Genomic DNA, 22,980 nt, shown 5'->3' on the forward strand with positions numbered 1-22,980 from the left:
GCATCGGATAATTTGGGCTTTGATTCTTCCCCGAGGAGAGCGGCAGCATGCTGGCTCTGGAACTGAAGTCCTTTCACGCCACGGCTCATTGTGGCTCCATTACCAAGGCTGCCCAGCAATTGGGGATCAGCCAGCCCACCGTGACCTCGCATCTGCGACAGCTGGAAACCCGCTATGGCGTGGAGCTGTTCTATAGGCAAGGCAAGGGGGTGTACTTAAGTCAGCAAGGGGAACGCCTCTTGCCCCAAGTCGAGCAACTGATGCAGCAAGCTGCCCAGATCGATTTCAGTTTGCGTGATCTGCGCGATCTGAAAAGTGGCATGTTGCGAGTGGGCGCGACCGGGCCGTATTACATCATGGCTGTATTACGGAATTTCCATCAGGCTTATCCCGGCGTGAAGATGCGTTTGAGCATTGATAACTCGCAACGGGTCTTGAGTGCCTTGCATGACTATCAACTGGATGTGATTGCGTCCTCGGCGCTGGTTGATGATCCGCGTCTGGTGCGTCTGCTGCTGGCTTCTGATCCCTTGGTGGCCGTGCTGCGAGTGGATCATCCTTTGGCTAACCGGCAGCGTGTGCGTATTGTGGACCTGTGTCGCCATCCCATTCTGATGCGTGAGCCCGGGTCCATGACACGGGAACTATGCTATCAAGTGTTCCGGCAGGCGGGGCAGGAGCCGACGCAGCTGCTGGAGATAGGGAGCCGGGAGGCGATAGGGTGGGGAGTGGTGTGCGGCATGGGGGCCAGTTTGCTGCCCTTGCGTGAAGTGCCTGCGCATCCGGACATTATCAGTGTGCCACTCAGTGATGTCTCGGCTCATTTGAGCGAGTTTGTGTATTGCTTGAAAGAACGCGCGCAGGGCCATGCCATACGCGCGTTTCTGGAGCAGGTGCAGGCCGAGCTGCCTGCACCTGCATAAGGCCAGGATCAAGCCAGTTCGGCCAGACCTTTCTCAAAAGCCTGACGGGCCTTCTGTACAGCGTCGCGCTGTTCCTGAACGGCTTTGCGCTGGCTGGCAATCTGGTCTTCCTGCTGGGCCAGTTGCTCGCTGAAACGCTGACCCAAGGTGCTTTGTGCACTGACGGCAGCCAGGTTGGCGCGGATGCGTTCCTGTTCAGCCACGGTTTCGTTCAGGGCCTCAACGGCCTGATTTTGCGCTTGCTGGGCCTGACTCAGCTGACGACGCAGCTCAATCAGCTTGTCCATCCTGGCTTGTTGCGCGCTGTCCTGGCCGTTTCCACGCCACTGCAGCAGCATGTTCTCGTCGATTTCTTCCAGGCGCAATTCCATATGGTCTTGCAGGCTCAGCTGGGCCGTGACGGTGACCGTCTTGCCCTTGGCAACTTTCACTTTCAGGCGGTGCTCCTGGGCGGTGTCGCTATCATGGGCGTCGGACTTGAAGGTCCAGCCATCCTGACGAGGCAACTGGATCAGCACCGTGCGATCTTCATCGGCCGGAGCCTTGATCTCGTAGCGGAAGTTCTGCAAGCGCGTCCATTCCGAACGGGCAACGCCATCAGTCACACGGGTTTTGCTCAGGCGGTATTCATCCGTTTGCTCTTCGCGGATTTGAACTTTGCTGTCTTGGGCAAAGTAGATCAAACGCTGCTCGCCAGCAGGCAGACCGGCCAGCTCTGCATCACCCACGTGACCGTCCTGTTCATTAAAGACGGTAATAATGCCGGGCGGCAGGCTATTGGCCTGTTCGTTCTTCACCCAAATGGCGGCTGTGGGATAGTCGCCAGCTTGGCCGCTGCGGTAAACCGAGAGGGACTCGGCCTGCAGCGATGTGTCGATAAAGGGCACCGAAACCGTCTGGCCGGTGGGTACGCTTAGCGTTTGTGGCAGGCTAAAGCGCACTTGAGTCTGACCTTCCTGTGCCTGGGTGCTGGCGCCAGCGCCGCCCGAAGCCCACTGTTTGGCCATGTTGCCATCGGCCGCATAGGCGGCGCTTTCCATCATGATGGGAGCGGGTGCGGCTGGAGCCATGCGAGCACGCATGGCCTCACCTGCTGCTTTGCGGGCGTGATTTGCGCTGACAGTAGCCTGGGTGTCAGCTTGCGGCGCGATGGAGCTGCCTACCGCCACCGGCAGTTCAGGGCGCTCGTTCCAGTAACGTTCCAGCAGACGCTGGCGCAGCATCACAGGCGAGCCCGAGCTTAGCGTGACCTTCACATCTTTCCAGTCCTCACCGCTGGTGTTCTCAAAAATGGCCCAGGCCTGCAGGCGGGCTTTGCCGTCCTGCATCATCAGGCGATAGGAGCTTTTCCATACCGGTGCAGGAATCAGGTAGGACAGGCGGGCTGTCTTGGCGTCGGTCTTGTTCAAGACCAGTTGAATATCACGCGACTGCTGATTGCTTTGACCGGCCAGCACTTCGGTGGCCTGCTGCAATTGCTGTTGCAAGGTCTTGTCCAGTACTTCCAGGCTGGTGTCCGGGCCCAATTCCAGGGTCTGGATCTGGCCCTGTTCTGTCAGCACGCTCAAGATGGCCTGGGCGGGATGTTCCTTGGTGGCCGCAGTAGCTTGCACCCCCAGGACGGCACCCCGTACCAGGCGGCCTTGCGAGCTGGCGCTGACTTGCTGGCCGCGCAGCGCTTGTGCCAGGGTGGCGGGCGAGCGCAGGTCTTTGGCCGAGAAGGGCAGGCTGTCAAAGCTTTCTTTCAGTGGGGCCAGACCCGACAAGGTCAGGGAGTCGATGCGGTTCTTGCCATCGACGGCCATCAGGGTTTTCAGAATGTCATCGACCTGGGTCAGGGGCACACGCAACTGAGCGGTGCCGGCTTCAGAGATGGGGATTTGTCGCTCGATCTCGGCCATACCGGCACTGGATAAGGTAATGGACTCGATCTGCTGGGCCCAGGCGGTGCTGGCTGCCGAGCCCATCCAGACCAGGAGCAAGGCGCCGGTCAAAAAGCGCAGGCGAGGCGTACGCGCAGCGTGGGGCACAAAGTGGTTCATAGCGCTTCCTTATTCATCCGTAAGCGAAACAAAGGGTTGAAGCGCATTATGCCTAGCCTTGTGGGGCTCTGTCTGTCATTCGGGTAACAAAAAAATGCCACCGTCCGGCTTTCTCTACCTGGAGCAAAAAATACTTACGTCATCAAAAGCATGCGAGGCTCTGCTAGGATTTGGGCAGCGTAGCTTGTGCCAGCGCGCGTTTATCAATCTGGTGAAGGATCAATATGATGTGGACGTCGTGGGGCAATGCCTGGGCGGGGATGGGAGTTGCTCTGATCTTGGCGGTCTGTTTTTTCTGGCCAGCCCGACACCTGTCCTGGAGCCTGCCTGTAGAGCTGGAGCCTGAGTTGGACGGGCGTTCGCCGCGTGCTCATCGTCAATGGGGATGGGTATGCCAGAGTCTGGCCCTGGTCCTGATGTTATGGGCCGGTTGGCGCTGGCAGTTGACGCCTGCAGCAGTGGCGGCCTGTGTGTTTATCGCCGGTACTGCTCTCTTGGCCTGGATTGACGCGGAAACCGGCTATCTACCTGATCGTCTCACTTTGCCCTTGCTGTGGCTGGGCTTGCTGGTCAATCTGGATTACACCTTTAGCAGCTTGCCCTTGGCGGTGATTGGCGCGGCATTGGGCTACAGCTTGCTGTGGCTGTTAAACCATGTGTTCTTGTTGCTGACCGGGCGTGCAGGCATGGGCTATGGCGACTTCAAATTACTGGCCGCGTTGGGAGCGTGGCTGGGGGCCACCGCCTTGCCGGGAATTCTTCTGGCGGCATCGGTATTGGGCTTGCTGGCGGCTCTGGTCTTGCGCCTTGGTGGGCGTTTGCAAGCCGGGCAGGCCATTCACTTTGGTCCGTATCTGGTCCTGGGAGGCTGGGTCATGCTGTTTTCCTTGCCGCGCATTTTGTAAAACATGATTCGTTTTTTCCACAATTAAACAGGCTGTGCAGGCCTTGTCCGCGCTGCCACAGCAAAAGTTTGGACTCGTATGGGAGTCGTGGTAAAACGTCCGGGGCCAGTCGGGCTGGCGGGAGTTCCGCCCGAGCTGTATGTGGAAGTACAACGCGGTTCCATGGACATTGTCCCGCTGACAAAGCAGACGGGAACCTGAGGATGAAGGCATGATTATTGTTGTTGGCGCCGGTGTGGCGGGCTTAGCGGCGGCGCGTCGCCTGAGTATGCAAGGTCAGGAAGTAACGCTGGTGGCTCCTCAGGAGCCCCAGCCCTCGTTTGGTGAGACCTTGTCCGAACGCGGGGCCGTGGTCTTGACCAGCCTGGGCTGGGCAGGCTGTCTGGATGAGACGGTGGCCTTGCGTTCACAAGGGCGTTTTTCGGTATGGGGTAGCGCAGGATTGCGCACCGTGCAGGATGAAGACGGGCAGGGCTACCTGCTGGACAAGGCCCGTCTGGAGCAGGCGTTGTTTGAGCGCGTGCAAAAAGAAGCGAAGGTCAGTATTCGCCAGACACGAGTTCTGGGCCTGGAGCACCAGCCTGAAGGTGTGGTTGCCAGGCTGGCAGACGGTACCAGCCTGGAAGCTGCTGCTTTAATCGACTGTACTGGTCGTGCAGCCTTGTCCGCCGGAGCGGCCGCCCAGCGTCATCGTCTGGATAGACTGGTCGCTGCCTGGCACGTCTTTGACCTGCCTGAAGGGGCAGAACCCTTGGCTGCTTCCCTGGTAGAAGCCGTCGAGTTGGGGTGGTGGTACTTGTCCCCCATGCCGGGTCATCGCTTGATGGTGGCCTTGTTTTCGGACTCGGATCTTTTGCCCGATGGTTTGAGTCGAGATGGTTCGGTCTGGGCCGGTTTGCTGGGCTGTGCCGATGCGGCACGAGTGCGTATGGAAAGCCTGGGCTTGGATAGTCAGATGGCTGCTCACACTCCTAAAGTCAGCGCTGCTGCCAGCTGCACGGTGTCTTACTTCCTTGAAGGTCGTATCTTGCGTGCTGGAGATGCAGGCGCGGCCATGGACCCCCTGGCCGCCAATGGCCTGGCAACGGCCTTGTGGAGCGGATCACAATCGGCACAGGCTGCTGTAGCTCTGACAAAAGGCAATCCCGAGCCGGCGCGTGCTTACGAAAAGGACTATTTGTTGGGTTTGGTGCGTCACCTGAATTCGCAACATGCTCTGTATGGCATGGAGCAACGCTACGCGGCGCAGCCTTTCTGGCAGCGTCGTCATCGCGCCTTGGAGTGATGGTAAAGAGGGCGGGACAACGAAATAGCTTGCTGTAAGACCGCCAGAATCAAAAAAGCCGAAACAGTGCTCATGCTGTTTCGGCTTTTTTTATGGCTGATTGTTCTTCGGTAAGTCAGGGAGGTGTTTTGAATACGTCTGCCTTCAGTCCAAAAGGAGTTTGATTTTTCGGAAGGTCGTACCGCTGGAAGAGAGCCCCGGTCATATCAACACTGATTGGATCTACGTATCTGACTTCCTCGTCTTCAAACAGGGGTTCAAGCTGCTTGCTTTCAGACAGAAAAAACAAAAAGCCGATCATCTTGCGATGATCGGCTTTTTGAGGAATTTATGGTGCCCAGGAGAGGACTCGAACCTCCACACCCGAAGGCACATGGACCTGAACCATGCGCGTCTACCAATTCCGCCACCTGGGCTTTTGATGAAGGCTGCTGCCCGTCTCAAGCATTCAATTATAGAGTGAGTTTCCTTGGGAAAGCAAGCATTTTTCACTCAATAAATTTAATTTTAATTTCTAGTTGATTGGCATTCTCATTATCATTATAGTGTGTCATGTGATATAGCATAAGAGTATGGACATGAAATTCAACACGATGGATGTCGAGCGGATGCTGCTGGATATGGGCCAAGGCCGAAAATACTCTGCTCGGGCCATGCAGCTCATGCTGATGGCTCTGCTCAAAGAGGGCAGTACTCACGGGTATCAGTTGATACGCCGTTTCGCGCAGCTTAGCCAGAACAGCTATGTTCCCAGCGCTGGTGCGGTCTATCCCGCCCTGGCGTATTGCGCCACGCAAGGCTGGGTGCTGATTGAAGAAGAAGGCCGTCGCAAGATGTACAGCCTGACCAAGGAAGGGCACACGTATCTGGAAGAGCAAAAAGAAAAGTGCGATTACCTGATGCAGTCCCTGACCTATCGCGGGCGCAAGCTGGTGTGGATACGGCAGATGCTGGCCGAACACAATAGCGACGAGGATTTGAAGGCCGCGCAGGAACAAACAGGTTGGTTGCCGGAGTTTGTCCAGGTACGCCACAGCCTGAAGCAGGCCATGTTTGAACAATCGACAGCCAGTCTGGAACGACAGGCAGAGGTGGTGGCCATTTTGGAAAAAGCCATTGCTGACATACGGAACTTGCCCAAGGAGTCTTAAGAATGCAGTCTGAACAATTAACGCAGAAAGTTGCTCATACCTTGAAGTTGCGTTTGCTGACCGTAAAAAAGCGGCGCGAACTGGGGCCTGATATGGTGCGCATCACCCTGGAAGGCTCGGATCTGGAAGGTTTTTATACCCCTGGTTTTGATGACCACGTCAAACTGATTTTCCCGGACCCTGTCACTAAAGAATTGCGACTGCCTCAAATGGGCGAGCGTGGCATGGTCTTTGCCGCCGGTCAGGAAAAGCCACCTATCCGCGACTACACTCCTCGCGAGTTCCGCGAGCAGGAAAAGGAGATGGATATTGATTTTGTGGTCCACGGTGAAGGCCCTGCATGCCAATGGGCCATGCAAGCTAAAGAGGGCGACAAGCTGGGTGTGGCCGGCCCGCGTGGCTCCTTCCTGGTCAGCAAGGACCTGGATTGGCAAGTTCTGATTGGCGACGAAACCGCTGTGCCTGCCATGGCGCGACGAGTGAAAGAACTGCCTTCCAATGTGAAGGTGCTGGTTTACGTATTGGCACGTAATCTGCTGACAGTCGGTGCGATGGAGGCACCGGACCATGTCACGGTGAACTGGATTCCTTCGCTGGCCGGTTTGAATGGCATTCTGGATGCATTGCGTGCCGCACCCGAGTTGAGCGGCACCGGCTATGTGTGGGTCGCCGCAGAATATTCCATCGCTCAAAGCCTGCGTGAGTACTGGGTGCAAGAACGCGGCCTGGATAAAGGCGCGATTCGGGCCAGCAGCTACTGGCGTCAAGGCGATCAGGGCGAGGATGCCCCACGTCTGGACTAAGCGGCTTTTTGCTGAGGGTAGGGCTGGGCGCGCAAGCGTCCGCCCACGTTCAACACGGGTTGTAAATCTGTATCCAGCACCGTATTGGGATGAGCCAGACGGTGTTCGTCAATCAGGCGGGCAATGGCATCCATGTTCAGCAACAAGGTGCTGTCAATATCGTGCTGGAAGCGGGCCCAGTAGCCACCGCGACAACTGGAACCCAGCCAGCGCGGCTCGTAATCTCCGACCTTGTCAGCATGTACTTCGCACACGACGGCCAGCCGGGAACAACCGGGGTGCAGGACAATGCGGTAGTGGTGCTGCTCTAAAGTCAGGTGGTAGCAAAACGGTGCAGACATGAAACACTCCTGTTTAGCTCTTGGAAGGGACTTCCGGGTGAGCAAGTTGGATTAAAGGACCCTTTGCCTGGAAACGACCAAGCATAAAAAAACCCGCTGGCAGCGGGTTCGTGTCTTGATGATCCCATTGATTGCCAGATGGCCATATCTTGAATCCACCTTGTGCGGGTACACAGGTTGGCATGGGTTGCCCCAACTCTTGATATAGCAATAAGCATAAAAGCGATTCTTATGAAGTGCAAGGGCTGCCCTTATTTCTGTCAGGCATGAAAAAAAGCAGAAATAGTTTGCACTCTTTCAAAATCATGTTATAGTTCTCTTCTGTCTTGCAGAGACGAGTTGAAAAACAAATCCAGCAGTCAGAGCCCAGGTGGCGGAATTGGTAGACGCGCATGGTTCAGGTCCATGTGCCTTCGGGTGTGGAGGTTCGAGTCCTCTCCTGGGCACCACAAATTCCTCAAAAAGCCGATCATCGCAAGATGGTCGGCTTTTTGTTTTGTGTGTCCAAAAAACTGGGGGAGCCGCCTTTTTGAGGATGAGAAAGGTCGGGTATACCGATCTGACGGGGGCTGTATACGCTGTTGCGATCCGTCTCAGTACGATGTGCCTTCAATCACCCGATCGAAGAAATCCGCTGGCCCCATTTGCCCACCTTTAAGCACCAGCTCCAGCCCATCAATCTCATCATCCCCATGGCAGATGCAGGCGGCTACGCCTGGGCTGACTAAATCCAGATAACTCAGGCCCCAAATACCCAATGCCTGGGTGCTCAAGCTGGACGTGTCGCCGCCCGCGATACAGAGGCGTGACAAACGGTGCTCTAGTCGCAACTGTTTGACCAGATGACGTAAAAACTGCGCGCTGTCTTCTGCCACGAGTTGTGTAGGCAGGGTGGGGCGGCTTGGGCCCTGGTTTGCAGGCTTTGTTTGCAGCAAGGTATGACGTCCTTTGCGCACATTGTTAATGACCGTTGCGTGCAGCTTGGAGACATAGCTTGGGCTGTGATGAAGTTCGTACGGGTCAAGCTCAAAGATGTCTGCTTTCTGGCAACGGGCGACCTGCTGTGCAGTGATGGGCGACTGACTTCCCACCAGAATCAGCACCGGCTGTGTACTGGCGTGTAGTCCCGTAACGGGTTGGGCGAAAGTATCAGGCCGTTGGCTTAAATAAGCTTGTGCCACGCTGCTGGAGCCGGCAGTTAACACGGTTCCGTTTTGGCTGAGCACTTTAAGCAGCGCACCAGCCTGTGCAATATCGGCCTCACAAGCAATGTCCAGCAGAGGATGCTGATGCCCGTGTTCTGCAGCTTGCTCTTGCCATTGTTTGCTTTGCTTGTTCACTTCGTAGTCCGTCTTCTGATATTCGGTCCACGGCAGAGAGAACACGTTTTTTAACCCCTGTGCTTGCAGATGAAGCAGTAAATCTGCTTCGTGCATGGGCGTGACAGGGTGTGATCCCATCGTAGGGTGTCGATCAATCCGGTAGACCTGTCCGTCTTGTCCAGCCTGCGCGAACAGGGTGGCAAAAACGCAGTAGCGTCCCAGATTGATTTGTCCCCCCAGTACAGGGCTGACAGCGACCTGAGCCAGCGGGCGCAAGCACTCCAAAGCGATCGCAATATTGCCGATTTCAGGACTGCTATCGAAGGTTGAGCAAATCTTGTAATGCAATAGCTTGGGCTGCATGGAGGCCAGAAAAGGGGTGACGCCCTTCAAGCTGTTGCGGATTTGCTCGCAATCCAGCGAGCGGGTCGCCCCCGCCAGCCCTATGGCTTCCAGTCCTTGCAGCCTTTTCAGGTGATGGGGGCTGGGGGCTTGCAAGAGCAGGATGGCACGTACTCCGCTCTGGCTTAAGGTCGCCAAGGTATCGCTGGCTCCGGTGAAGTCATCGCCATACCAGACATATTCGGGGCGTAATACAGTCATGAGGTATTTCCGATCAGGCCATTTTCGGGCCAAAAAACTCCAGCGCCTGGGCCAGCTCATTGCAGGTTCTGGCCTGTTCTTGCACGCTGATTCCCTGATCTGCTGCTTGCCAAGCCTGTTGCAGACTCAGCACTCCTGCATGCGCTCCGGCCGGGTGAGCCAGAATGCCGCCACCTGCCATGAACAGCACATCAGTACTGTTTGCCGCCTGCCAAGTTGCTTCCACGGTTCCCGCCCATTGTCCGGAAGACACCACGGGAAGGACGCGATCATCGTGCTGGTCGTCCAGACGATGCAGACAATGCCCAATGGCTTCACGCACTTCCTGATCGGCTTGTGCAAATTTCCCCTGCAGTCCGTGTACGTGAATATGGTCTGCTCCGGCCAGACGCCACAGGGTTTGATAGGCACTGACAGAAATTCCCAGCAAAGGGTGACGCGACAAGGCTCCGTAGCCATTGCGATGTGCATGCAAGGCCAGGCCGGTATGACGGCGCAGAGTTTGCAGCGCGGAATAGCCTACCCAGTTCTGGCTGACCATGACGCAACTGCCGCCTTCGCGCTCGACCAGATCGGCGTGGCGTTTCATGGCATCGGTTTCGTCGGTAATGTTGAAAGCAAACATTACATGCTTGCCGCTGCGCTCTTCATGAGCGCGGATCACTTCCATGACAGCGGGAATGCGCTCATGCAAAGGCGAGTGGGTCGGGTCAGCGCAGACTTCATCGTCCTTGATGAAATCTACTCCGGCATTGCACAAGATTCGCACCAGCTGTACCACGTCGTCAGTACGCAAGCCCACGCTGGGTTTGATGATGGTGCCAACCATGGCGTTGCGGACAACGCCGGTACGGGAGCGGGTGCCGTCGATACCAACAGCAGGCATCTCGAACTGGCGGCGATAGGAAGCGGGCAACTCCAGCGCTTCCAACCGCAGGCCCGTTACCTCGCCCAGATCAAACAGGTTGCCTGTAACGCATGCAGCCAGTGTGGGTAGATTGGCGCCGATGTTGGCGATAGGAAACCGTATATCGACCAAGGCTCGCTGATAGGGGCCAGAGATGCCCCTTCGTTCCAGCAAGGTATTGGATAAGCTGGGCTGCGCGACGCTCTCCAGCCGTTGCACGCGTTCGACTGTCGCTCGTGCACGCTTGCGCAGCTCTTCGGTTTCCCCTGCAACACGGGTAAATGTGCCGCAGGACTGTTCGCCAGCGATTACCTCGGCAACCTGCTCGGGCGGCAGGGGAGTTTCGATCAGGTAACGGGCCAGAAAAGTGTCAGTGCTCATGCTGTGTACGACCTATAGCGTGCTCAGATCAGGGAAGGGACGTACGGGGTCCTGGCCGTCCCAGTGCTCGGAGGCGGCACGGATCATGGAGAACATCTTGCCTTTGGGGCCCGCCACCTCGGATAGCTCAATGACGGCACCGGGATGAAACTCGGTATCGAAGTAGCAAAAACGGCCGCGCTCGCCAACCTCGCCGCTCATGACAACGTTCAAGCCATGGTCCAGCGCGCGTTGCAGGTCCGCATCGTAGTTTTCTGTCCAGTAGGCGACGTGTTGCAAACCCAGCTGGCCGGCTTGCAGAAAGTCCCGGTACATCGAAGGAACATCGTTGCGGCATTGAATCAGTTCTACTTGCACAAAACCGGAATTGGCCAGGGCGACCGAGTTATGCGGTTCGTAGGATTCGCCTCGGTACTGGTAATTCTTGATGCCGACTTTGGGGTTGTAGTACCAGGGGCCTACACCCAGTTGGCGACTCCAGTAGTCCATGGCGGCTTCGATATCACGCACCACATAGCCAAGCTGGCGGATTTCACCAAATAAGGTACTCATACATAATTCCTGAAGGGGTAAATCAGCTGAGCGAAGGCGCAGCCAGTCCCGCGGCAGACTTGGAGCGCTGCCGTCGGAGGGTTATCAATAGGGAGAGAGGCCGGGCTTGTGGCCCGGCTAAGAATTACTGGCCAGCGCCCTGGACGATTTCGTCGGGGATAGGCACACCGGCATATTTCAGATGGATTTCATTAAGTTTGCCGTTCTGCAAATTGGTCTTGATCCATTCGTCTACCCAGCCTTTCAGTTCAGGCTCGTTCTGGCGCATGGCAATGCCCAGCTTGTAGGACTCGATTACGAACTTGACCTCGAAGGGGCGCGAGGGATTGCGGTCGGCAATGGCTTTGATAATGGGTGGAGTGATCGCCACAATGTCGGTCTGACCGCTGGCAGCGGCGGTAATCGAGGCAGCCTCATCATCAAAGCGCACCAGATTGGCTTGTGGTGCCCGCTCACTGATGAGCTTGTCCTGAGGGCCGCCACGGGTTACGGCGACACGCTTGCCTACCAGATCTTCCATGCCCTTGATGTCCACATCTTTGGGAGCGCCAACGGCTGCTTGAATAGCACCGTAGGGAATGGAAAAGTCCACGGCCTTGGCACGTTCAGGCGTAATCGACAGTGAAGAGATAATCAAATCGGCCTTGTTGGACAGCAGATTGGGAATGCGGGCGGAGTTGGTGGTCTGCACGATTTCCAGTTCTACGCCCAGATCCTGGGCCAGCAAGCGGGCGGCTTCCACATCCGAGCCTACAGCCTGCATTTTGTCGTCGATATAGCCATAAAAGGGTGCGCCCAGGTCGATACCGACGCGGATCTTTTTGGCGGCCTTGATGTCGTCCAGCGCATTGGCGCTGGCTGCGGCGGACAAGCCAGTCAGGCCCAGGGCCAGGATGGTGGCACGCAGGAGGGTCGAGAGTGTCATGGTGCAGTCTCCGTCAGGATATTGTTATGGTGCTAGGGAAGAATCTTTACAGACCGTGAGCCAGAAAGGCTTGCAGCTCCGGGGTTTGGGGATTGCGCAGCATGTCGCCGGGGCCGGTTTCCCAGACGCGCCCCTGGTGCATGAAAATCACCACATCGGCTACGCGGGCAGCAAACTCCATTTCGTGGGTGACCAGGACCATGGTCATGCCATCGGCCGCCAGACTTTCAATGACACGCAAAACTTCGCCGGTCAGTTGCGGGTCCAGCGCAGAGGTCACCTCGTCAAACAGCATGACTTTGGGTTCCATGGCTAGGGAGCGGGCGATGGCAACGCGCTGTTGCTGACCACCTGATAACTGTTCCGGATAGGCCTGGGCCTTGTCGGACAGCCCCACTTGCTCCAGGGTGCGTCGGCAAATGGCGCGAGCCTCTTCACGGCTGCGGCCACGAACGACTTGCGGAGCCAGCATGATGTTGCGTTCTACTGTTAAATGCGGGAACAGGTTGTAGCTCTGGAAGACGATGCCAACATCGGTCCGCAGCGAGCGCAGGCAGACATCCGGGTCGTGGACTTGATGGCCGCACACTTCGATCTGGCCGCGATCAATGATCTCCAGCCGGTCTATGCAGCGCAGGGCGGTACTTTTGCCTGACCCGCTGCGTCCGATAATGGCGGTTACCTGACCTTTGGGAATGGCAAAGGACACGCCATTCAGGACGGCATTGCTGCCAAAACTTTTGTAGACGTCTTTGAGTTCAACAACGATAGACATAAAAACTCCTTGGCGATCCGAACTTATTTCTGCACCGGGCCATGAGCAAAATGCAGGCGCATCTCCAGGCGGCGGCTCCAGGCCGACAAGGGATAGCACAGGGCGAAATACAGGGCTGCAATCAGCACGTAGATCAGGAAGGGCTGGAAGATCGAGTTATTGATCAATTGGCCGGCTCGTACCAACTCCACAAAGCCCACAATGGATGCCAGCGAAGTGTTCTTGATAATTTGCACCATGAAACCGACGGTAGGCGGCGTGGCGATGCGCACAGCCTGGGGCAGAATCACCAGATACAGTCGTTGCCAGCGGGATAGGGCCAGACATTCAGCGGCTTCCCATTGGGTTCGGGCCACGGACTGGATGCTCCCGCGCCAGATTTCACCCAGGTAGGCACTGACGTAAATCGTCATGGACAGCCCGGCTGCTACCAGTGGCGGCAGGGTCAGTCCCATGATGCTGAGCCCGAAATAAGACAGGAACAGAATCACCAGCAAGGGAGTGCCTTGAATGATCTGAATGTAAGCAATGGCCAGATAGCGCAGGGGGCGCCATGCGCTGATACGGGCCAGGGCTACCAGGGCACCGCCTAACCCACCTCCAATAAAGGAAATCAGCGACAGTACGACCGTCCACAAAGCGCCTTCCAACAGGAAGTTCAGGTGATTGGCATTGAATCCGCTTGTGAACATGGCTTAACTCCGGCCGCGCAGCGCACGCTGACGAGAAAAAACCAGCTGTCCGCTTAGCCACAGGACCAGTCGCATCAGCAAGGACAGGGCCAGGTACAGGACGGCAACCAGAATGTAGGCCTCGAAAGGGCGGAAGGTCTCGGCCTGAATATGGTTGGCCATGGCCGTCAACTCCTCCACTGAAATCTGCGAGGTCACCGAGGATGCCAGCATCAGCAACACATACTGGCTGCACAAGGACGGGTACACACGCTCCAGCGCAGGCAGCAAAATGACATGCCAATAGGTTTGGGCACGAGTCAGACCCAGGCATTCGGCGGCTTCCAGCTGTCCTTTGTGAATGGAGTCCATGCCGGCGCGCATGATCTCGCAGGTATATGCCGCCACATTGATGACCAAAGCGGCCAGAGCTGCGCCAAAGGCACTGACTTTCCAGCCCAGGGTGGCCAAACCGAAAAAGACCAGGAAGATCTGTACCAGCAGCGGCGTATTGCGAATGATCTCCACGTAGAAACCGCAAAGGCGGGCAATCAGGCGGGATGAACTGCGACGACCAATGGCCAGAAAAGTGCCGGCGATAAAACCGAGCACGGTAGCCGGAACGGACAATTTGATTGTCATCCAGGCCCCTTGCAGCAGTTGCGGCCACTGAAGCAGCACGCTGGAAAAGTCAAAGGTATAAGTCATGGCTGGACGGGTGGAACCTACGTCATCAAACAGAATCAGAGCGTGCTGACTCCCGAATGCTGCAGGTCTTGTCTCCCTATGGTTTACATGTTTTTATGATGTTTTTTGCTGTGTTGTTGCACTAGCCTTTTTGTATGGTATAGAAGCCACTTAAAGCCTGTCCAGCCAATCCAATGATGGTTTTTGATTGACTAATAAAATCCCTAAAATCAGCGATATTGCCCGTTTGGCGGGCGTCTCTACCGCGACGGTGGACCGGGTCTTGAACCGGCGTCCCGGCGTGCGTCCCGGCACGGTCCAGCATGTGCTTAAAGCGGCCCGCAAACTGAACTACATCAGCGATGCCGAGTTCAGCGCCGACCGTTGCCTCAAGCCCATGCGCATCACGTTTTTATTGCCTGCCGGCAGCAATCGCGTGATCCATATGTTTGGGGATGCCATCGACTACTCACAGACGCAGTTGCAGCCTTTCAATGTGGATTGCCATACCGAAGTCTTTAACGGCTTTGATCACGAGTCCCTGGCCCATGCGCTGCTGGGCTTGCGCGGCCGCACCGATGGCGTGGTATTTATGGCGCTGGAGCATCCGGTGGTGCGCGAAGCGGTCGATACCTTGGTTCACGATGGTATTCCGGTAGTGACTTTGATTTCCGATTTGTCGGCCTCGACGCGCTTTGGCTACGTAGGCTTGGACAATGTGGCAACCGGCCGTCTGGCAGCCTATCTACTTAGCCGTCTTGGGGGCGGGCAGTCGGGCAGCTTCGCCTTGATTGCAGGCAGTCTGTGCTACCGCGCCCACTGTGATCGTGAGTCCGGTTTCTTGCAGCTAATGCAGGAAAAAGGCTGGGCAGATCGGGTGATTGGCTTGCGCGAAGGGCATGACGATGCAGAAAGCAATTACCGGCAGACGCGGCTGTTGCTTGAGCAGCATGCGGATTTGCTGGGTATCTACAATATTGGCGGCGCCCCTGAAGGAGTGGCGCGGGCGTTGAAAGAGGCACGACGAGACAAGAAAATTATCTTTGTCGGCCATGGGCTGACCTCTGATGTGCGTGCCTTGCTGATCGATGGCACCTTGGATGCCATCATCATGCAGGACCCGCAGCAGTCGATCCTGAACTGTGTGCGCATGTTGACGGCAGCCCGGCACATGGCGGAGGGGGGAGAGTCGGGCTTGAAGCTCAAGCCCATGAACAGCATTGTGGTGTTCAGGGAGAATTTGCCTTGATTTCAAGCGGCCTTCAGATCCTGAATCAAGGCCTTTAAAAAGTCACTGACGCTTTGTGGCAAGACCCGCTTGGCCATGCTTAAAATCTGCAAGTCTCGATCCAGTCGGGAGTCCCGCACAGGAACAATTTTCAATCCATGGTCCAGGCTGCTGCGATGGCTGATTGACGCTCCCAAGGCGATGGCATTGGTGCGTCTGACGAACTCGTGTAACACCCCCGAGTAGTTGCAGGTAAAGACTTCGTTAAAGACCAGCTTTTCCATCTGGCAAACGTGGTTAAAGAGTTGCTTTTGGGTAAGCTCCTCGCCGGGCATCACGATGGGATAGGGTTGTAGTTCGTTCAAGGACAGCTTGCTTGCCGTGGCTAAAGGGTGTTGTGCTTGCATGACGGCAAAAATGGGTGAGCGGCAGGAGTAGTTCACTTCCACATCGGGTACCGGGGCGGTGCTGAAAATAGCCCCTATATCAACCTCTCCGTTTCGAACCATATCCACACAATCATTGGGCGAGCTCACTTTCAATACAAACCGTGCCAATGGCGTTCGGTTGGAAAACTCTGCCATGACCATGGGTAAAAAGTAGCGGGCTAACCCCTCGGTGGCTGCCACCCGAATTAAATGGGCCTGGGCATAGTCGTTTTGACGCAGACTTTGTACGATGGCTTCTTCTTCCAGCCGCACGCGCAAGGCGTGTTCGGCCAGGGCCTGACCTGCTGCAGTCAGTACCATTCCTCGTCGCCTGCGCTCAAACAGCGCCACCCCAATGGACTCCTCCAGCAAGCTGATTTGGCGGCTGATTGCACTAGGGGCAATATGCAGCCTTGCGCTGGCTGCCGCCAGTGAGCCTGTTTTCATCACGGCCAGAAAGTATTTGTAATCCATGGCTTTGCTTGTTTGTCTCGGGTCTGGGCTTTGTGTTTTGAGTTCTAAAAATTAGCTCATTCTATTCTAAAGATAGAAATATACAGAAGGTAAGACGGATTCTATAGTCCTCTTTCCTATCAATAAGACAACGAGACAAAAATGGGAAAAAGTAAAGCCTTGTCCAGGGTGCGCGCCTATTTTGAGGAGGGCGGTTTCGAGCAGGACTTGCGCCGTCGTGTGGCGATTCAAAGTGACAGCCAGACTGCGGAGAAAGCGGATCAATTGCAGCTCTACCTGGATCAGGAGCTGGGCCCTTCCTTGGTGAAACTGGGGTTTGAGGTCCGTATCCTGGCCAATCCCAAAGGGGCAGGCCCCATCCTTCTGGCTCACCGACATGAATCCGATGAGCTACCCACGATTCTGACCTATGGGCATGGCGACGTGGTGCCCGGACATGACCATCAATGGCGTGAAGGCCTGGCGCCTTGGGAATTGAAGATCGAAGGGGAGCGTTGGTATGGCCGGGGGACGGCGGACAATAAAGGCCAACACAGCATCAATCTGGCCGCGCTGGAACAGGTCATTCAAGCTCGCGATGGGCGTTTGGGTTTCAACCTCAAAGCCATCTTTGAGACGGGTGAAGAGCGTGGCTCGGTCGGTTTGCGCGAGTTTTGCGAGCAACATGCACAGAGCTTGTCGGCTGATCTGTTTCTGGCCTCGGACGGCCCGCGCTTGAACGCCAATCAGCCGACCTTGTTCTTGGGCTCGCGTGGCACTGTGCTGTTCTCGCTGGAGGTGATTTCGCGTGAAGGGGGGCTGCACTCGGGCAATTGGGGCGGGGTGATGGAAAACCCCGCGGTGGTGCTGGCCAATGCTCTGGCCTGTCTGGTGGGGCCTCAAGGACAACTGTTGTGTCGCGAACTGACGCCAGGCCCCATACCGGAGGACGTGCTGGCTGCCATTGCAGATTTGGAGATTGGTCAGCATACCTTGGGGCTGGCCTTAAATGAGCATTGGGGCGAACCGGGCCTTAGCTACGGCGAACGTCTGTTCGGCTGGAACACCTTGGAAGTGCTGGCACTGGATGCCGGGAATCCGCAAAAACCAATCAATGCTATCCCGCCTCGTGCTCAGGCTTTTTGCAATTTGCGTTTTGTGCTGGGAACGCAGATAGAGGACTTGGAAAGCACTTTGCGCCAGCACCTTGATGCGCATGGCTTCGAGCAGGTGCGTATTCATATGGGCCAGATCATGCCTGCCACCAGGCTGGATCTGGGCAATAAGTGGATCGCCTTGATCAAGGCTGCGATCAGCAAAGTGACGGATCAGAAAATTGCCGTGATCCCGAATTTGGCAGGAACTGTACCCAACGATATTTTTGCCGATGTACTGGGTCTGCCCACGATCTGGGTGCCACACTCCTACCCCGGCTGCTCTCAGCACGCTCCCAATGAGCACATGCTGACTCCCATTATCCAAGAGGGACTGGACATCATGACCAGCGTTTTCTGGGAACTGGGCGAATTGAACAAGAACACTTAAAAAAAATAGACGCCGTTCAGAAGTAACGGCGCATTGCCTTCGGAAACACCGGGGGCAGGAGGAGATAAAAGATGGAGCAGACCAAAAAAGCGGTGGGGCCTTTACCGCGTTCGTTTTGGAAGCCGGTCGCCGCGTCCGTGGTGGGGAATACCTTGGAGTGGTTTGATCTTGCTGTATATGCCTACTTTGCACTGACCATTGGTCGTGTTTTTTTTCCGAGCTCAGACCCTACCGTCTCTTTGGTTCTGGCTTTTGCCACATTCGGGATTTCATTTCTGATTCGGCCCATTGGAGCCGCGGTTATTGGCTCCTATGCGGACAGACACGGACGCAAGAAAGCCTTGTCCCTGTCCATCCTCTTGATGTTATTGGGCACGTTCATGATTGCGGTCATGCCTGGTTATGAAACGCTCGGACTCATTGCGCCTATCGGTATTTTGATTGCCCGTTTTATTCAGGGCTTTTCGGCGGGGGGCGAATTTGGCAGTTCTACCGCATTCATGATGGAGCATGCTCCAGAACGCTCTCGCGCATTTGTGGCCAGTCTGCAGTTTGCCAGTCAGGGCTTTGGTGTCGTGCTGGCTTCTTTGTTCGGTTATGTGTTGACTTCTACCTTAAGCGAACAGCAGATGCTGGATTGGGGGTGGCGTGTTCCCTTTTTCTTCGGCTTGTTGCTGGGGCCGGTAGGATACTGGATCCGCAAAACGGTGGATGAGTCCCCGGATTTCAAAGAAAGTGAACCTGGCGGTCAGCCAGTGCGAGAGGTGCTGAGTTCACAAAAGGTTTTGCTGTTGATTGCTTTGGGCACCTTGATTTTGTCTACCGCCTCCAACTACCTGATTACTTATATGCCATCGTATGCAGCGACTACCCTGCGTGTTCCGCAATCGGCCGGATTTTTGGCAACACTCACCGCAGGCTTGATTCTGACTGTTGCTACGCCGTTGGTAGGTTATGTCGCGGGTAAAGTTGGTCGGATCAAGATCATGCTCACCGCTGCCGTGCTGTATGCGATTGCGATCTTCCCGTCCTTCATGTGGTTGAACCGCGAGGCGACCCAAACGGCGCTGATTCTGGTTGTAGGTTTGATGGCTTTGCTCAAAGCCGTGTACTTCGCCCCCTTAGCCGGATTGATGGCTGATGTCTTTCCAGTACGTACCCGTGTTACAGGCATGTCCTTGAGCTACAACATCGGCGTCACTGTCTTTGGTGGTTTTGCACCTGTGATTGCCACGGGTCTGATTTCACTGACCGGCTCTCCGGTGGCGCCCAGTTACTACCTGATTCTGGCCGCGGCGTTGAGTATCGTGGCCTTGCTGGCAGCCAGTCGCAAGCTGGGTATGAGGTAAGTCAGGGTCGTTCAAGGGAGGGCGGGCACTGCTAACAAGCAAAGGAGCGTATTCAGAAAACCGTTTTCAGACCGGTTTGCCTGTGGTCAGCGGGCAAGCCGGTTTTTTTGTGTCTGCCTCCAGGCTGGCGCATCGTTCTTGTCCTGGCACCTTGCCGTATCTATAAGATGTATTTAATATATATCTTTATGGGCGGTGGCGATTTCATCAACTGCCTCACCTCATGTTAAAGGGATAAAAAATGCAAGTTGGAATGCTGAAACTGGCGGGTTTGCGACACCCTGAATGCGCCGATAAAGTGGCTATTGCCTTGGCGGCTATTGAAGGCGTACAAGCGGCAGATGCCTCGTTCGAAAACGCAAAGGCGTCGGTTCGTTTTGATGAAACCCAGGTCTCGCTGGAAGATCTGCATGCTGCCGTCGAGCGGGCCGGCTATCAAATCGCCAAACCTGCGCATGGTGAAGATGGTGCATGTTGCGGTGGCTGCGGCGGTTAAACCTACTGCATCCTGAGACTGAAAACCGACTGTAGAAACACAGTCGGTTTTTTTATGGTTGTACAAAGCAGGGCAGGCGGTGTTTTGCTTTGAGTGTGTTGCCTTGGCTCCCCAGGTGCTTGCTTCAAGGGGTATTCACAGGCCTGTAAAGAAAGCAGCCGATCATGCGGTAGTGATTCTTTATGTGGAAATGGCTGTGTTTAAAAAAGAAGGGGGTCGTATTGCTGCTCGTTTTCTGCCACAGTCAGACGTCATCGGATTGATGCTGAAGGATAATAAATTTATGGAGCAACAAAATAAAAAAGGCCGCCCATTGAGAAATGATCGGCCTTTCGGAATTTTGGTGCCCAGAAGAGGACTCGGTCACACGGGCTCGACCCCGGTCGGGCTTGCATGCCCGACCTTTCTCGCCCCCACGTCAGGTGCTCAAGCACCTGACTTTCTGGGCTGGAAAGCAAAAAGCCGACCATCTTGCGATGATCGGCTTTTTTGGAATTTGGTGCCCAGAAGAGGACTCGAACCTCCACACCCGAAGGCACATGGACCTGAACCATGCGCGTCTACCAATTCCGCCACCTGGGCATATCGTTGTATGCTTATGGCTGTGCCAAAAGCCTTTAACGACTTTACTGCGTGAGCAGCAAAGAAAAAGGATTATAGGCATACTTTATTAATAATGGAAGTGTCCTTTTGAATAAAAAACATCAAGACAGTACTGAGGACCGTATTCAATCAACGGGCCGTTATGAGTTGCCGCCTGACTTCGACCCGGATACCCCGACGCGGGAAGTGATCCTGGCGGGGCTGCGCGAAGATGCAGACGGCCTGACCATGCAGGCTCTGGCGAAAAAGCTGGGCCTGGGCAAAGAAATTACGGTGGGTTTCGAGCGGCGTGTGCGCGCAATGGAGCGCGATGGTCAACTGCTGATTTCCCCCGAAGGCAAAATTCGCAAAAACAACCAAACTGGTTTTATCGCCGGCAAAGTGTTGGGCCATCGCGACGGCTTTGGTTTCTTGCAGCGCGACGATGGGCAGCCCGATCTGTTCTTGTCGCCTCGAGAAATGGCCAAAGTGTTGCACGGCGACCACGTTATGGTGCGTATCGTCGGTGAATACCGCGGCAAGCCAGATGCCTCGATTGTCGAAGTTACTGCGCGCCACACCAGCAAGCTGGTGGGGCGTTTCCTGCGGGAGCGTGGCACGTTCATCGTGGTGCCCGAAGATCAACGTATCAAGCACGACATCCTGATTCCCAACGGAGACCAGGGCGAGGCCGAGCCCGGTCAGGTTGTGACGGTAGAGATCACCCAGCAGCCCGAGCGCCATCGTCAGCCTTTGGGGCGTGTGATTGAAGTGCTGGGGGAAATTGACGATCCCGGCATGGAAATCGAGATTGCCGTGCGCAAGTTTGAAGTGCCGGTCGATTTTTCCGAGAAGGCGCTCAAGCAGGCTGCTCGCATTCCCGCCAAGGTCAAACCATCGGAATACAAAGGCCGCGTTGATTTGCGCGATGTGCCTTTCATCACGATTGACGGTGAAGACGCACGAGATTTTGACGATGCGGTGTACTGCGAACGCGTTGATATTGGCACGGGCAAGCGCTCGCGCTGGGCATGGCGTTTGCTGGTTGCGATTGCCGACGTCAGCCATTACGTGCGCTCTGGCGATGCCTTGGATGAAGACGCTCTGGAGCGTGGCACCAGTGTGTATTTCCCGCGCCGCGTGATCCCCATGCTGCCAGAAAGTCTGTCCAACGGGATTTGTTCTCTGAACCCGTCGGTAGACCGTCTGGTCATGGTGTGCGATATGGTCGTGTTGGCCGATGGTGCCAAATCCGGCACTGTGTCGGCCTACCAGTTTTATGAAGCGGTCATTCATTCACATGCACGCACGACATATTCCGATATCTGGAGCGCCTTGCAGCAGCCCACTGGCCCGGCGGCCACCCAGATTCAGCATGTGCTGGAGCCTGTGCAGAACCTGTACTCCTTGTACCGCTTGCTGGCCGAGCGCCGTACCGCCCGTGGTGCGATTGATTTCGATACGGTTGAAACCAAGATTGTGTGCAACCCCTTGGGTCGTATCGAACGTATTGAGCCCTTGGTCCGTAACGACGCGCACAAGCTGATTGAAGAGTGCATGTTGGCAGCCAATACCTGTGCTGCCGACTTTATTGCCCGCAGCCGTCGCAACGGTTTATACCGCGTGCACGAAGGCCCAACGCCGCCCAAGCTGGAAGCCTTGCGTGAGTATTTGCGCAGTTTAGGTTTGACGCTGGAAGGAGGCGATGAGCCTACTTCTGCTGATTACGCCAAAGTCGTGGCTGCGGCTCGTGGCCGTTCTGACTTTGCCGTCATCCAGACCATGTGTTTGCGGTCCATGCAGCAGGCTATTTACAGTCCGGAAAAAACGGGTCACTTCGGTCTGGCCTATTCGCAGTACGCGCACTTCACCTCGCCGATTAGACGTTACCCGGACTTGCTGGTGCACCGTGTCATCAAGGGTATTTTGAAGGGCGAGCGCTACATTCCGGCTATCGACGAAGATCCGGGCGATGCCGCCTTGCCAGCCAGCAAGCGCGACTTTGCACGTTGGGAAAAATTGGGTGCCTTGTTGTCAGCGCGCGAGCGTCGTGCTGATGAGGCTTCCAAAGATGTGGAAGCCTGGCTCAAGTGCTGGTTTGTTAAAGAGCACGTGGGCGAGGAGTACTCTGGCAAGATCAGCGGCGTGACCAGCTTCGGTCTGTTTGTGACGCTGGATACCTTGTATGTGGAAGGCCTGGTCCATGTCTCCGAGCTGGGTGCGGATTACTTCCAGTACAACGAAACTTCGAACGAGCTGCGTGGTGAGCGCACCGGTCTGCGTTATCGCCTGACCGACGCGGTGCAAGTCCAGGTTGCGCGTGTTGATCTGGAAGCGCGCCGTATTGAGTTCCGTCTGGTTAAAGGCGTGGGCTACAAGGCGGTGAAGGCGGCAGCTGAAGGGGGTGATCCATCCGAGCGTCCCATCAAGAAAGCGGCTCCAACCAAACCGCTGGCCTTGAAGGGCACCACGGCATCCCAACGACGTGCTTCGCAAAAGCAGGCTGAGCGGGATGAAAAGCGCAGTGCGGAGAAGGCAGCCAAGTCTGCGAAATCCACGCGTAGCCCTAGAGGACGCCGTCGATAGGCGTACAATGCCAAGCCGGGCTTTTTGCCCGGCTTTCTTT

20 protein-coding genes, 3 tRNA genes and 1 riboswitch are annotated in these 22,980 nt (G+C 56.0%); of the genes, 11 read left to right on the forward strand and 12 right to left on the reverse strand.

The features are described from left to right. The first annotated feature begins 47 nt into the window (after window positions 1-47). Window positions 48-923 (forward strand): LysR substrate-binding domain-containing protein, encoded by an 876-nt coding sequence (locus tag ACFPDR_RS07200; protein ID WP_083053390.1) that lies wholly within the window; start codon window positions 48-50, stop codon window positions 921-923. 8 nt (window positions 924-931) lie between these two features. Here ACFPDR_RS07200 and ACFPDR_RS07205 read toward each other — a convergent pair whose 3' ends face one another. Continuing rightward, the gene (locus tag ACFPDR_RS07205) at window positions 932-2,965 is read right to left on the reverse strand and encodes a DUF4139 domain-containing protein (protein WP_376910942.1); all 2,034 of its coding nucleotides are present in this window, start codon (window positions 2,963-2,965) and stop codon (window positions 932-934) included. Window positions 2,966-3,189: 224 nt separating this feature from the next. Here ACFPDR_RS07205 and ACFPDR_RS07210 point away from each other — a divergent pair, with 224 nt between their 5' ends. Together ACFPDR_RS07210 and ACFPDR_RS07215 are read left to right on the forward strand one after the other, a co-directional pair. Further along, entirely contained in the window at window positions 3,190-3,870 is a 681-nt protein-coding gene (locus ACFPDR_RS07210; RefSeq protein WP_374697191.1) for a prepilin peptidase, read from the forward strand. 211 nt (window positions 3,871-4,081) lie between these two features. Continuing rightward, window positions 4,082-5,155, forward strand: coding sequence for an NAD(P)/FAD-dependent oxidoreductase (locus tag ACFPDR_RS07215; protein ID WP_321290568.1), 1,074 nt, complete (start codon window positions 4,082-4,084; stop codon window positions 5,153-5,155). A gap of 331 nt (window positions 5,156-5,486) precedes the next feature. Here the strand turns inward: ACFPDR_RS07215 and ACFPDR_RS07220 are convergent. Beyond that, window positions 5,487-5,571 (reverse strand) — tRNA-Leu (locus tag ACFPDR_RS07220). Window positions 5,572-5,733: 162 nt separating this feature from the next. Here ACFPDR_RS07220 and ACFPDR_RS07225 point away from each other — a divergent pair. Both ACFPDR_RS07225 and ACFPDR_RS07230 read left to right on the forward strand, forming a co-directional pair. Next, the gene (locus ACFPDR_RS07225) at window positions 5,734-6,306 is read left to right on the forward strand and encodes a PadR family transcriptional regulator (RefSeq protein WP_022983141.1); all 573 of its coding nucleotides are present in this window, start codon (window positions 5,734-5,736) and stop codon (window positions 6,304-6,306) included. Window positions 6,307-6,308: 2 nt separating this feature from the next. Further along, entirely contained in the window at window positions 6,309-7,109 is an 801-nt protein-coding gene (locus ACFPDR_RS07230) for a siderophore-interacting protein (protein ID WP_376910943.1), read from the forward strand. Here ACFPDR_RS07230 and ACFPDR_RS07235 read toward each other — a convergent pair. Beyond that, window positions 7,106-7,450 carry a hypothetical protein gene (locus ACFPDR_RS07235; RefSeq protein WP_035272353.1) on the reverse strand — a complete coding sequence of 115 codons (345 nt, stop codon included), beginning with the start codon at window positions 7,448-7,450 and terminating at the stop codon, window positions 7,106-7,108. The two genes, ACFPDR_RS07230 and ACFPDR_RS07235, sit on opposite strands and share 4 nt — an antisense overlap. Window positions 7,451-7,567: 117 nt before the next feature. After that, window positions 7,568-7,661: riboswitch (SAM-I-IV-variant riboswitch) on the reverse strand. Between the two features lie 153 nt (window positions 7,662-7,814). Between ACFPDR_RS07235 and ACFPDR_RS07240 the strand changes: the two genes are divergently transcribed. Then, window positions 7,815-7,899 (forward strand) — tRNA-Leu (locus ACFPDR_RS07240). 144 nt (window positions 7,900-8,043) lie between these two features. On the opposite strand, the gene ACFPDR_RS07245 is transcribed toward ACFPDR_RS07240, so the two are convergent. From ACFPDR_RS07245 to ACFPDR_RS07275, 7 genes are all read right to left on the reverse strand, one after another. Then, the gene (locus tag ACFPDR_RS07245; RefSeq protein ID WP_181900164.1) at window positions 8,044-9,375 is read right to left on the reverse strand and encodes a four-carbon acid sugar kinase family protein; all 1,332 of its coding nucleotides are present in this window, start codon (window positions 9,373-9,375) and stop codon (window positions 8,044-8,046) included. 13 nt (window positions 9,376-9,388) lie between these two features. After that, window positions 9,389-10,663, reverse strand: coding sequence for a RuBisCO large subunit C-terminal-like domain-containing protein (locus ACFPDR_RS07250; RefSeq protein WP_115633820.1), 1,275 nt, complete (start codon window positions 10,661-10,663; stop codon window positions 9,389-9,391). Window positions 10,664-10,675: 12 nt separating this feature from the next. After that, window positions 10,676-11,215, reverse strand: a complete 540-nt coding sequence (locus ACFPDR_RS07255) for a VOC family protein (RefSeq protein WP_035272359.1) — start codon at window positions 11,213-11,215, stop codon at window positions 10,676-10,678. Window positions 11,216-11,339: 124 nt separating this feature from the next. Further along, on the reverse strand, window positions 11,340-12,140 hold the full coding sequence (locus tag ACFPDR_RS07260; protein WP_137430244.1) for a transporter substrate-binding domain-containing protein: 801 nt from the start codon (window positions 12,138-12,140) through the stop codon (window positions 11,340-11,342). Between the two features lie 46 nt (window positions 12,141-12,186). Continuing rightward, a complete protein-coding gene (locus tag ACFPDR_RS07265; RefSeq protein ID WP_035272361.1) occupies window positions 12,187-12,915 on the reverse strand; it encodes an amino acid ABC transporter ATP-binding protein in 729 nt (242 codons plus the stop codon). A gap of 23 nt (window positions 12,916-12,938) precedes the next feature. Then, window positions 12,939-13,607 (reverse strand): amino acid ABC transporter permease, encoded by a 669-nt coding sequence (locus ACFPDR_RS07270; RefSeq protein ID WP_376910944.1) that lies wholly within the window; start codon window positions 13,605-13,607, stop codon window positions 12,939-12,941. 3 nt (window positions 13,608-13,610) lie between these two features. Continuing rightward, on the reverse strand, window positions 13,611-14,294 hold the full coding sequence (locus ACFPDR_RS07275) for an amino acid ABC transporter permease (RefSeq protein ID WP_035272365.1): 684 nt from the start codon (window positions 14,292-14,294) through the stop codon (window positions 13,611-13,613). Window positions 14,295-14,481: 187 nt separating this feature from the next. Between ACFPDR_RS07275 and ACFPDR_RS07280 the strand changes: the two genes are divergently transcribed. Next, window positions 14,482-15,522, forward strand: a complete 1,041-nt coding sequence (locus ACFPDR_RS07280; RefSeq protein ID WP_226348357.1) for a LacI family DNA-binding transcriptional regulator — start codon at window positions 14,482-14,484, stop codon at window positions 15,520-15,522. A 2-nt stretch (window positions 15,523-15,524) separates the two neighbouring features. Here the strand turns inward: ACFPDR_RS07280 and ACFPDR_RS07285 are convergent, their stop codons facing one another. Beyond that, window positions 15,525-16,403: a LysR family transcriptional regulator gene (locus ACFPDR_RS07285; protein WP_060185215.1), complete on the reverse strand. Its 879-nt coding sequence runs from the start codon at window positions 16,401-16,403 to the stop codon at window positions 15,525-15,527. Window positions 16,404-16,544: 141 nt separating this feature from the next. Here ACFPDR_RS07285 and ACFPDR_RS07290 point away from each other — a divergent pair, with 141 nt between their 5' ends. From ACFPDR_RS07290 to ACFPDR_RS07300, 3 genes are all read left to right on the forward strand, one after another. After that, window positions 16,545-17,927 (forward strand): M20 family metallopeptidase, encoded by a 1,383-nt coding sequence (locus ACFPDR_RS07290; protein ID WP_226348356.1) that lies wholly within the window; start codon window positions 16,545-16,547, stop codon window positions 17,925-17,927. A 71-nt stretch (window positions 17,928-17,998) separates the two neighbouring features. After that, window positions 17,999-19,276: an MFS transporter gene (locus ACFPDR_RS07295; protein WP_226348355.1), complete on the forward strand. Its 1,278-nt coding sequence runs from the start codon at window positions 17,999-18,001 to the stop codon at window positions 19,274-19,276. 241 nt (window positions 19,277-19,517) lie between these two features. Then, window positions 19,518-19,772 carry a heavy-metal-associated domain-containing protein gene (locus tag ACFPDR_RS07300; protein ID WP_031231948.1) on the forward strand — a complete coding sequence of 85 codons (255 nt, stop codon included), beginning with the start codon at window positions 19,518-19,520 and terminating at the stop codon, window positions 19,770-19,772. 497 nt (window positions 19,773-20,269) lie between these two features. On the opposite strand, the gene ACFPDR_RS07305 is transcribed toward ACFPDR_RS07300, so the two are convergent. Beyond that, window positions 20,270-20,354: transfer RNA gene (locus tag ACFPDR_RS07305), tRNA-Leu, on the reverse strand. Window positions 20,355-20,462: 108 nt separating this feature from the next. Between ACFPDR_RS07305 and rnr the strand changes: the two genes are divergently transcribed. Then, window positions 20,463-22,940 carry a ribonuclease R gene (rnr, locus tag ACFPDR_RS07310; protein ID WP_083053400.1) on the forward strand — a complete coding sequence of 826 codons (2,478 nt, stop codon included), beginning with the start codon at window positions 20,463-20,465 and terminating at the stop codon, window positions 22,938-22,940. Window positions 22,941-22,980 lie beyond the last annotated feature (40 nt).

Source organism: Alcaligenes sp. GCM10023179 (assembly GCF_042653705.1).
Taxonomy (GTDB): domain Bacteria; phylum Pseudomonadota; class Gammaproteobacteria; order Burkholderiales; family Burkholderiaceae_B; genus Alcaligenes; species Alcaligenes phenolicus.

Bases quoted from the DNA above. Each gene is read 5' to 3' on its own strand.
- ACFPDR_RS07285 (WP_060185215.1), bottom strand. From the start codon at position 16,403: ATGGATTACAAATACTTTCTGGCCGTGATGAAAACAGGCTCACTGGCG.
- ACFPDR_RS07270 (WP_376910944.1), bottom strand. From the start codon at position 13,607: ATGTTCACAAGCGGATTCAATGCCAATCACCTGAACTTCCTGTTGGAA.
- ACFPDR_RS07210 (WP_374697191.1), top strand. From the start codon at position 3,190: ATGATGTGGACGTCGTGGGGCAATGCCTGGGCGGGGATGGGAGTTGCT.
- ACFPDR_RS07265 (WP_035272361.1), bottom strand. From the start codon at position 12,915: ATGTCTATCGTTGTTGAACTCAAAGACGTCTACAAAAGTTTTGGCAGC.
- ACFPDR_RS07275 (WP_035272365.1), bottom strand. From the start codon at position 14,294: ATGACTTATACCTTTGACTTTTCCAGCGTGCTGCTTCAGTGGCCGCAA.
- ACFPDR_RS07200 (WP_083053390.1), top strand. From the start codon at position 48: ATGCTGGCTCTGGAACTGAAGTCCTTTCACGCCACGGCTCATTGTGGC.
- ACFPDR_RS07295 (WP_226348355.1), top strand. From the start codon at position 17,999: ATGGAGCAGACCAAAAAAGCGGTGGGGCCTTTACCGCGTTCGTTTTGG.
- ACFPDR_RS07255 (WP_035272359.1), bottom strand. From the start codon at position 11,215: ATGAGTACCTTATTTGGTGAAATCCGCCAGCTTGGCTATGTGGTGCGT.
- ACFPDR_RS07215 (WP_321290568.1), top strand. From the start codon at position 4,082: ATGATTATTGTTGTTGGCGCCGGTGTGGCGGGCTTAGCGGCGGCGCGT.
- ACFPDR_RS07230 (WP_376910943.1), top strand. From the start codon at position 6,309: ATGCAGTCTGAACAATTAACGCAGAAAGTTGCTCATACCTTGAAGTTG.
- ACFPDR_RS07250 (WP_115633820.1), bottom strand. From the start codon at position 10,663: ATGAGCACTGACACTTTTCTGGCCCGTTACCTGATCGAAACTCCCCTG.
- ACFPDR_RS07205 (WP_376910942.1), bottom strand. From the start codon at position 2,965: ATGAACCACTTTGTGCCCCACGCTGCGCGTACGCCTCGCCTGCGCTTT.
- ACFPDR_RS07245 (WP_181900164.1), bottom strand. From the start codon at position 9,375: ATGACTGTATTACGCCCCGAATATGTCTGGTATGGCGATGACTTCACC.
- ACFPDR_RS07225 (WP_022983141.1), top strand. From the start codon at position 5,734: ATGAAATTCAACACGATGGATGTCGAGCGGATGCTGCTGGATATGGGC.
- ACFPDR_RS07290 (WP_226348356.1), top strand. From the start codon at position 16,545: ATGGGAAAAAGTAAAGCCTTGTCCAGGGTGCGCGCCTATTTTGAGGAG.
- ACFPDR_RS07300 (WP_031231948.1), top strand. From the start codon at position 19,518: ATGCAAGTTGGAATGCTGAAACTGGCGGGTTTGCGACACCCTGAATGC.
- ACFPDR_RS07260 (WP_137430244.1), bottom strand. From the start codon at position 12,140: ATGACACTCTCGACCCTCCTGCGTGCCACCATCCTGGCCCTGGGCCTG.
- ACFPDR_RS07235 (WP_035272353.1), bottom strand. From the start codon at position 7,450: ATGTCTGCACCGTTTTGCTACCACCTGACTTTAGAGCAGCACCACTAC.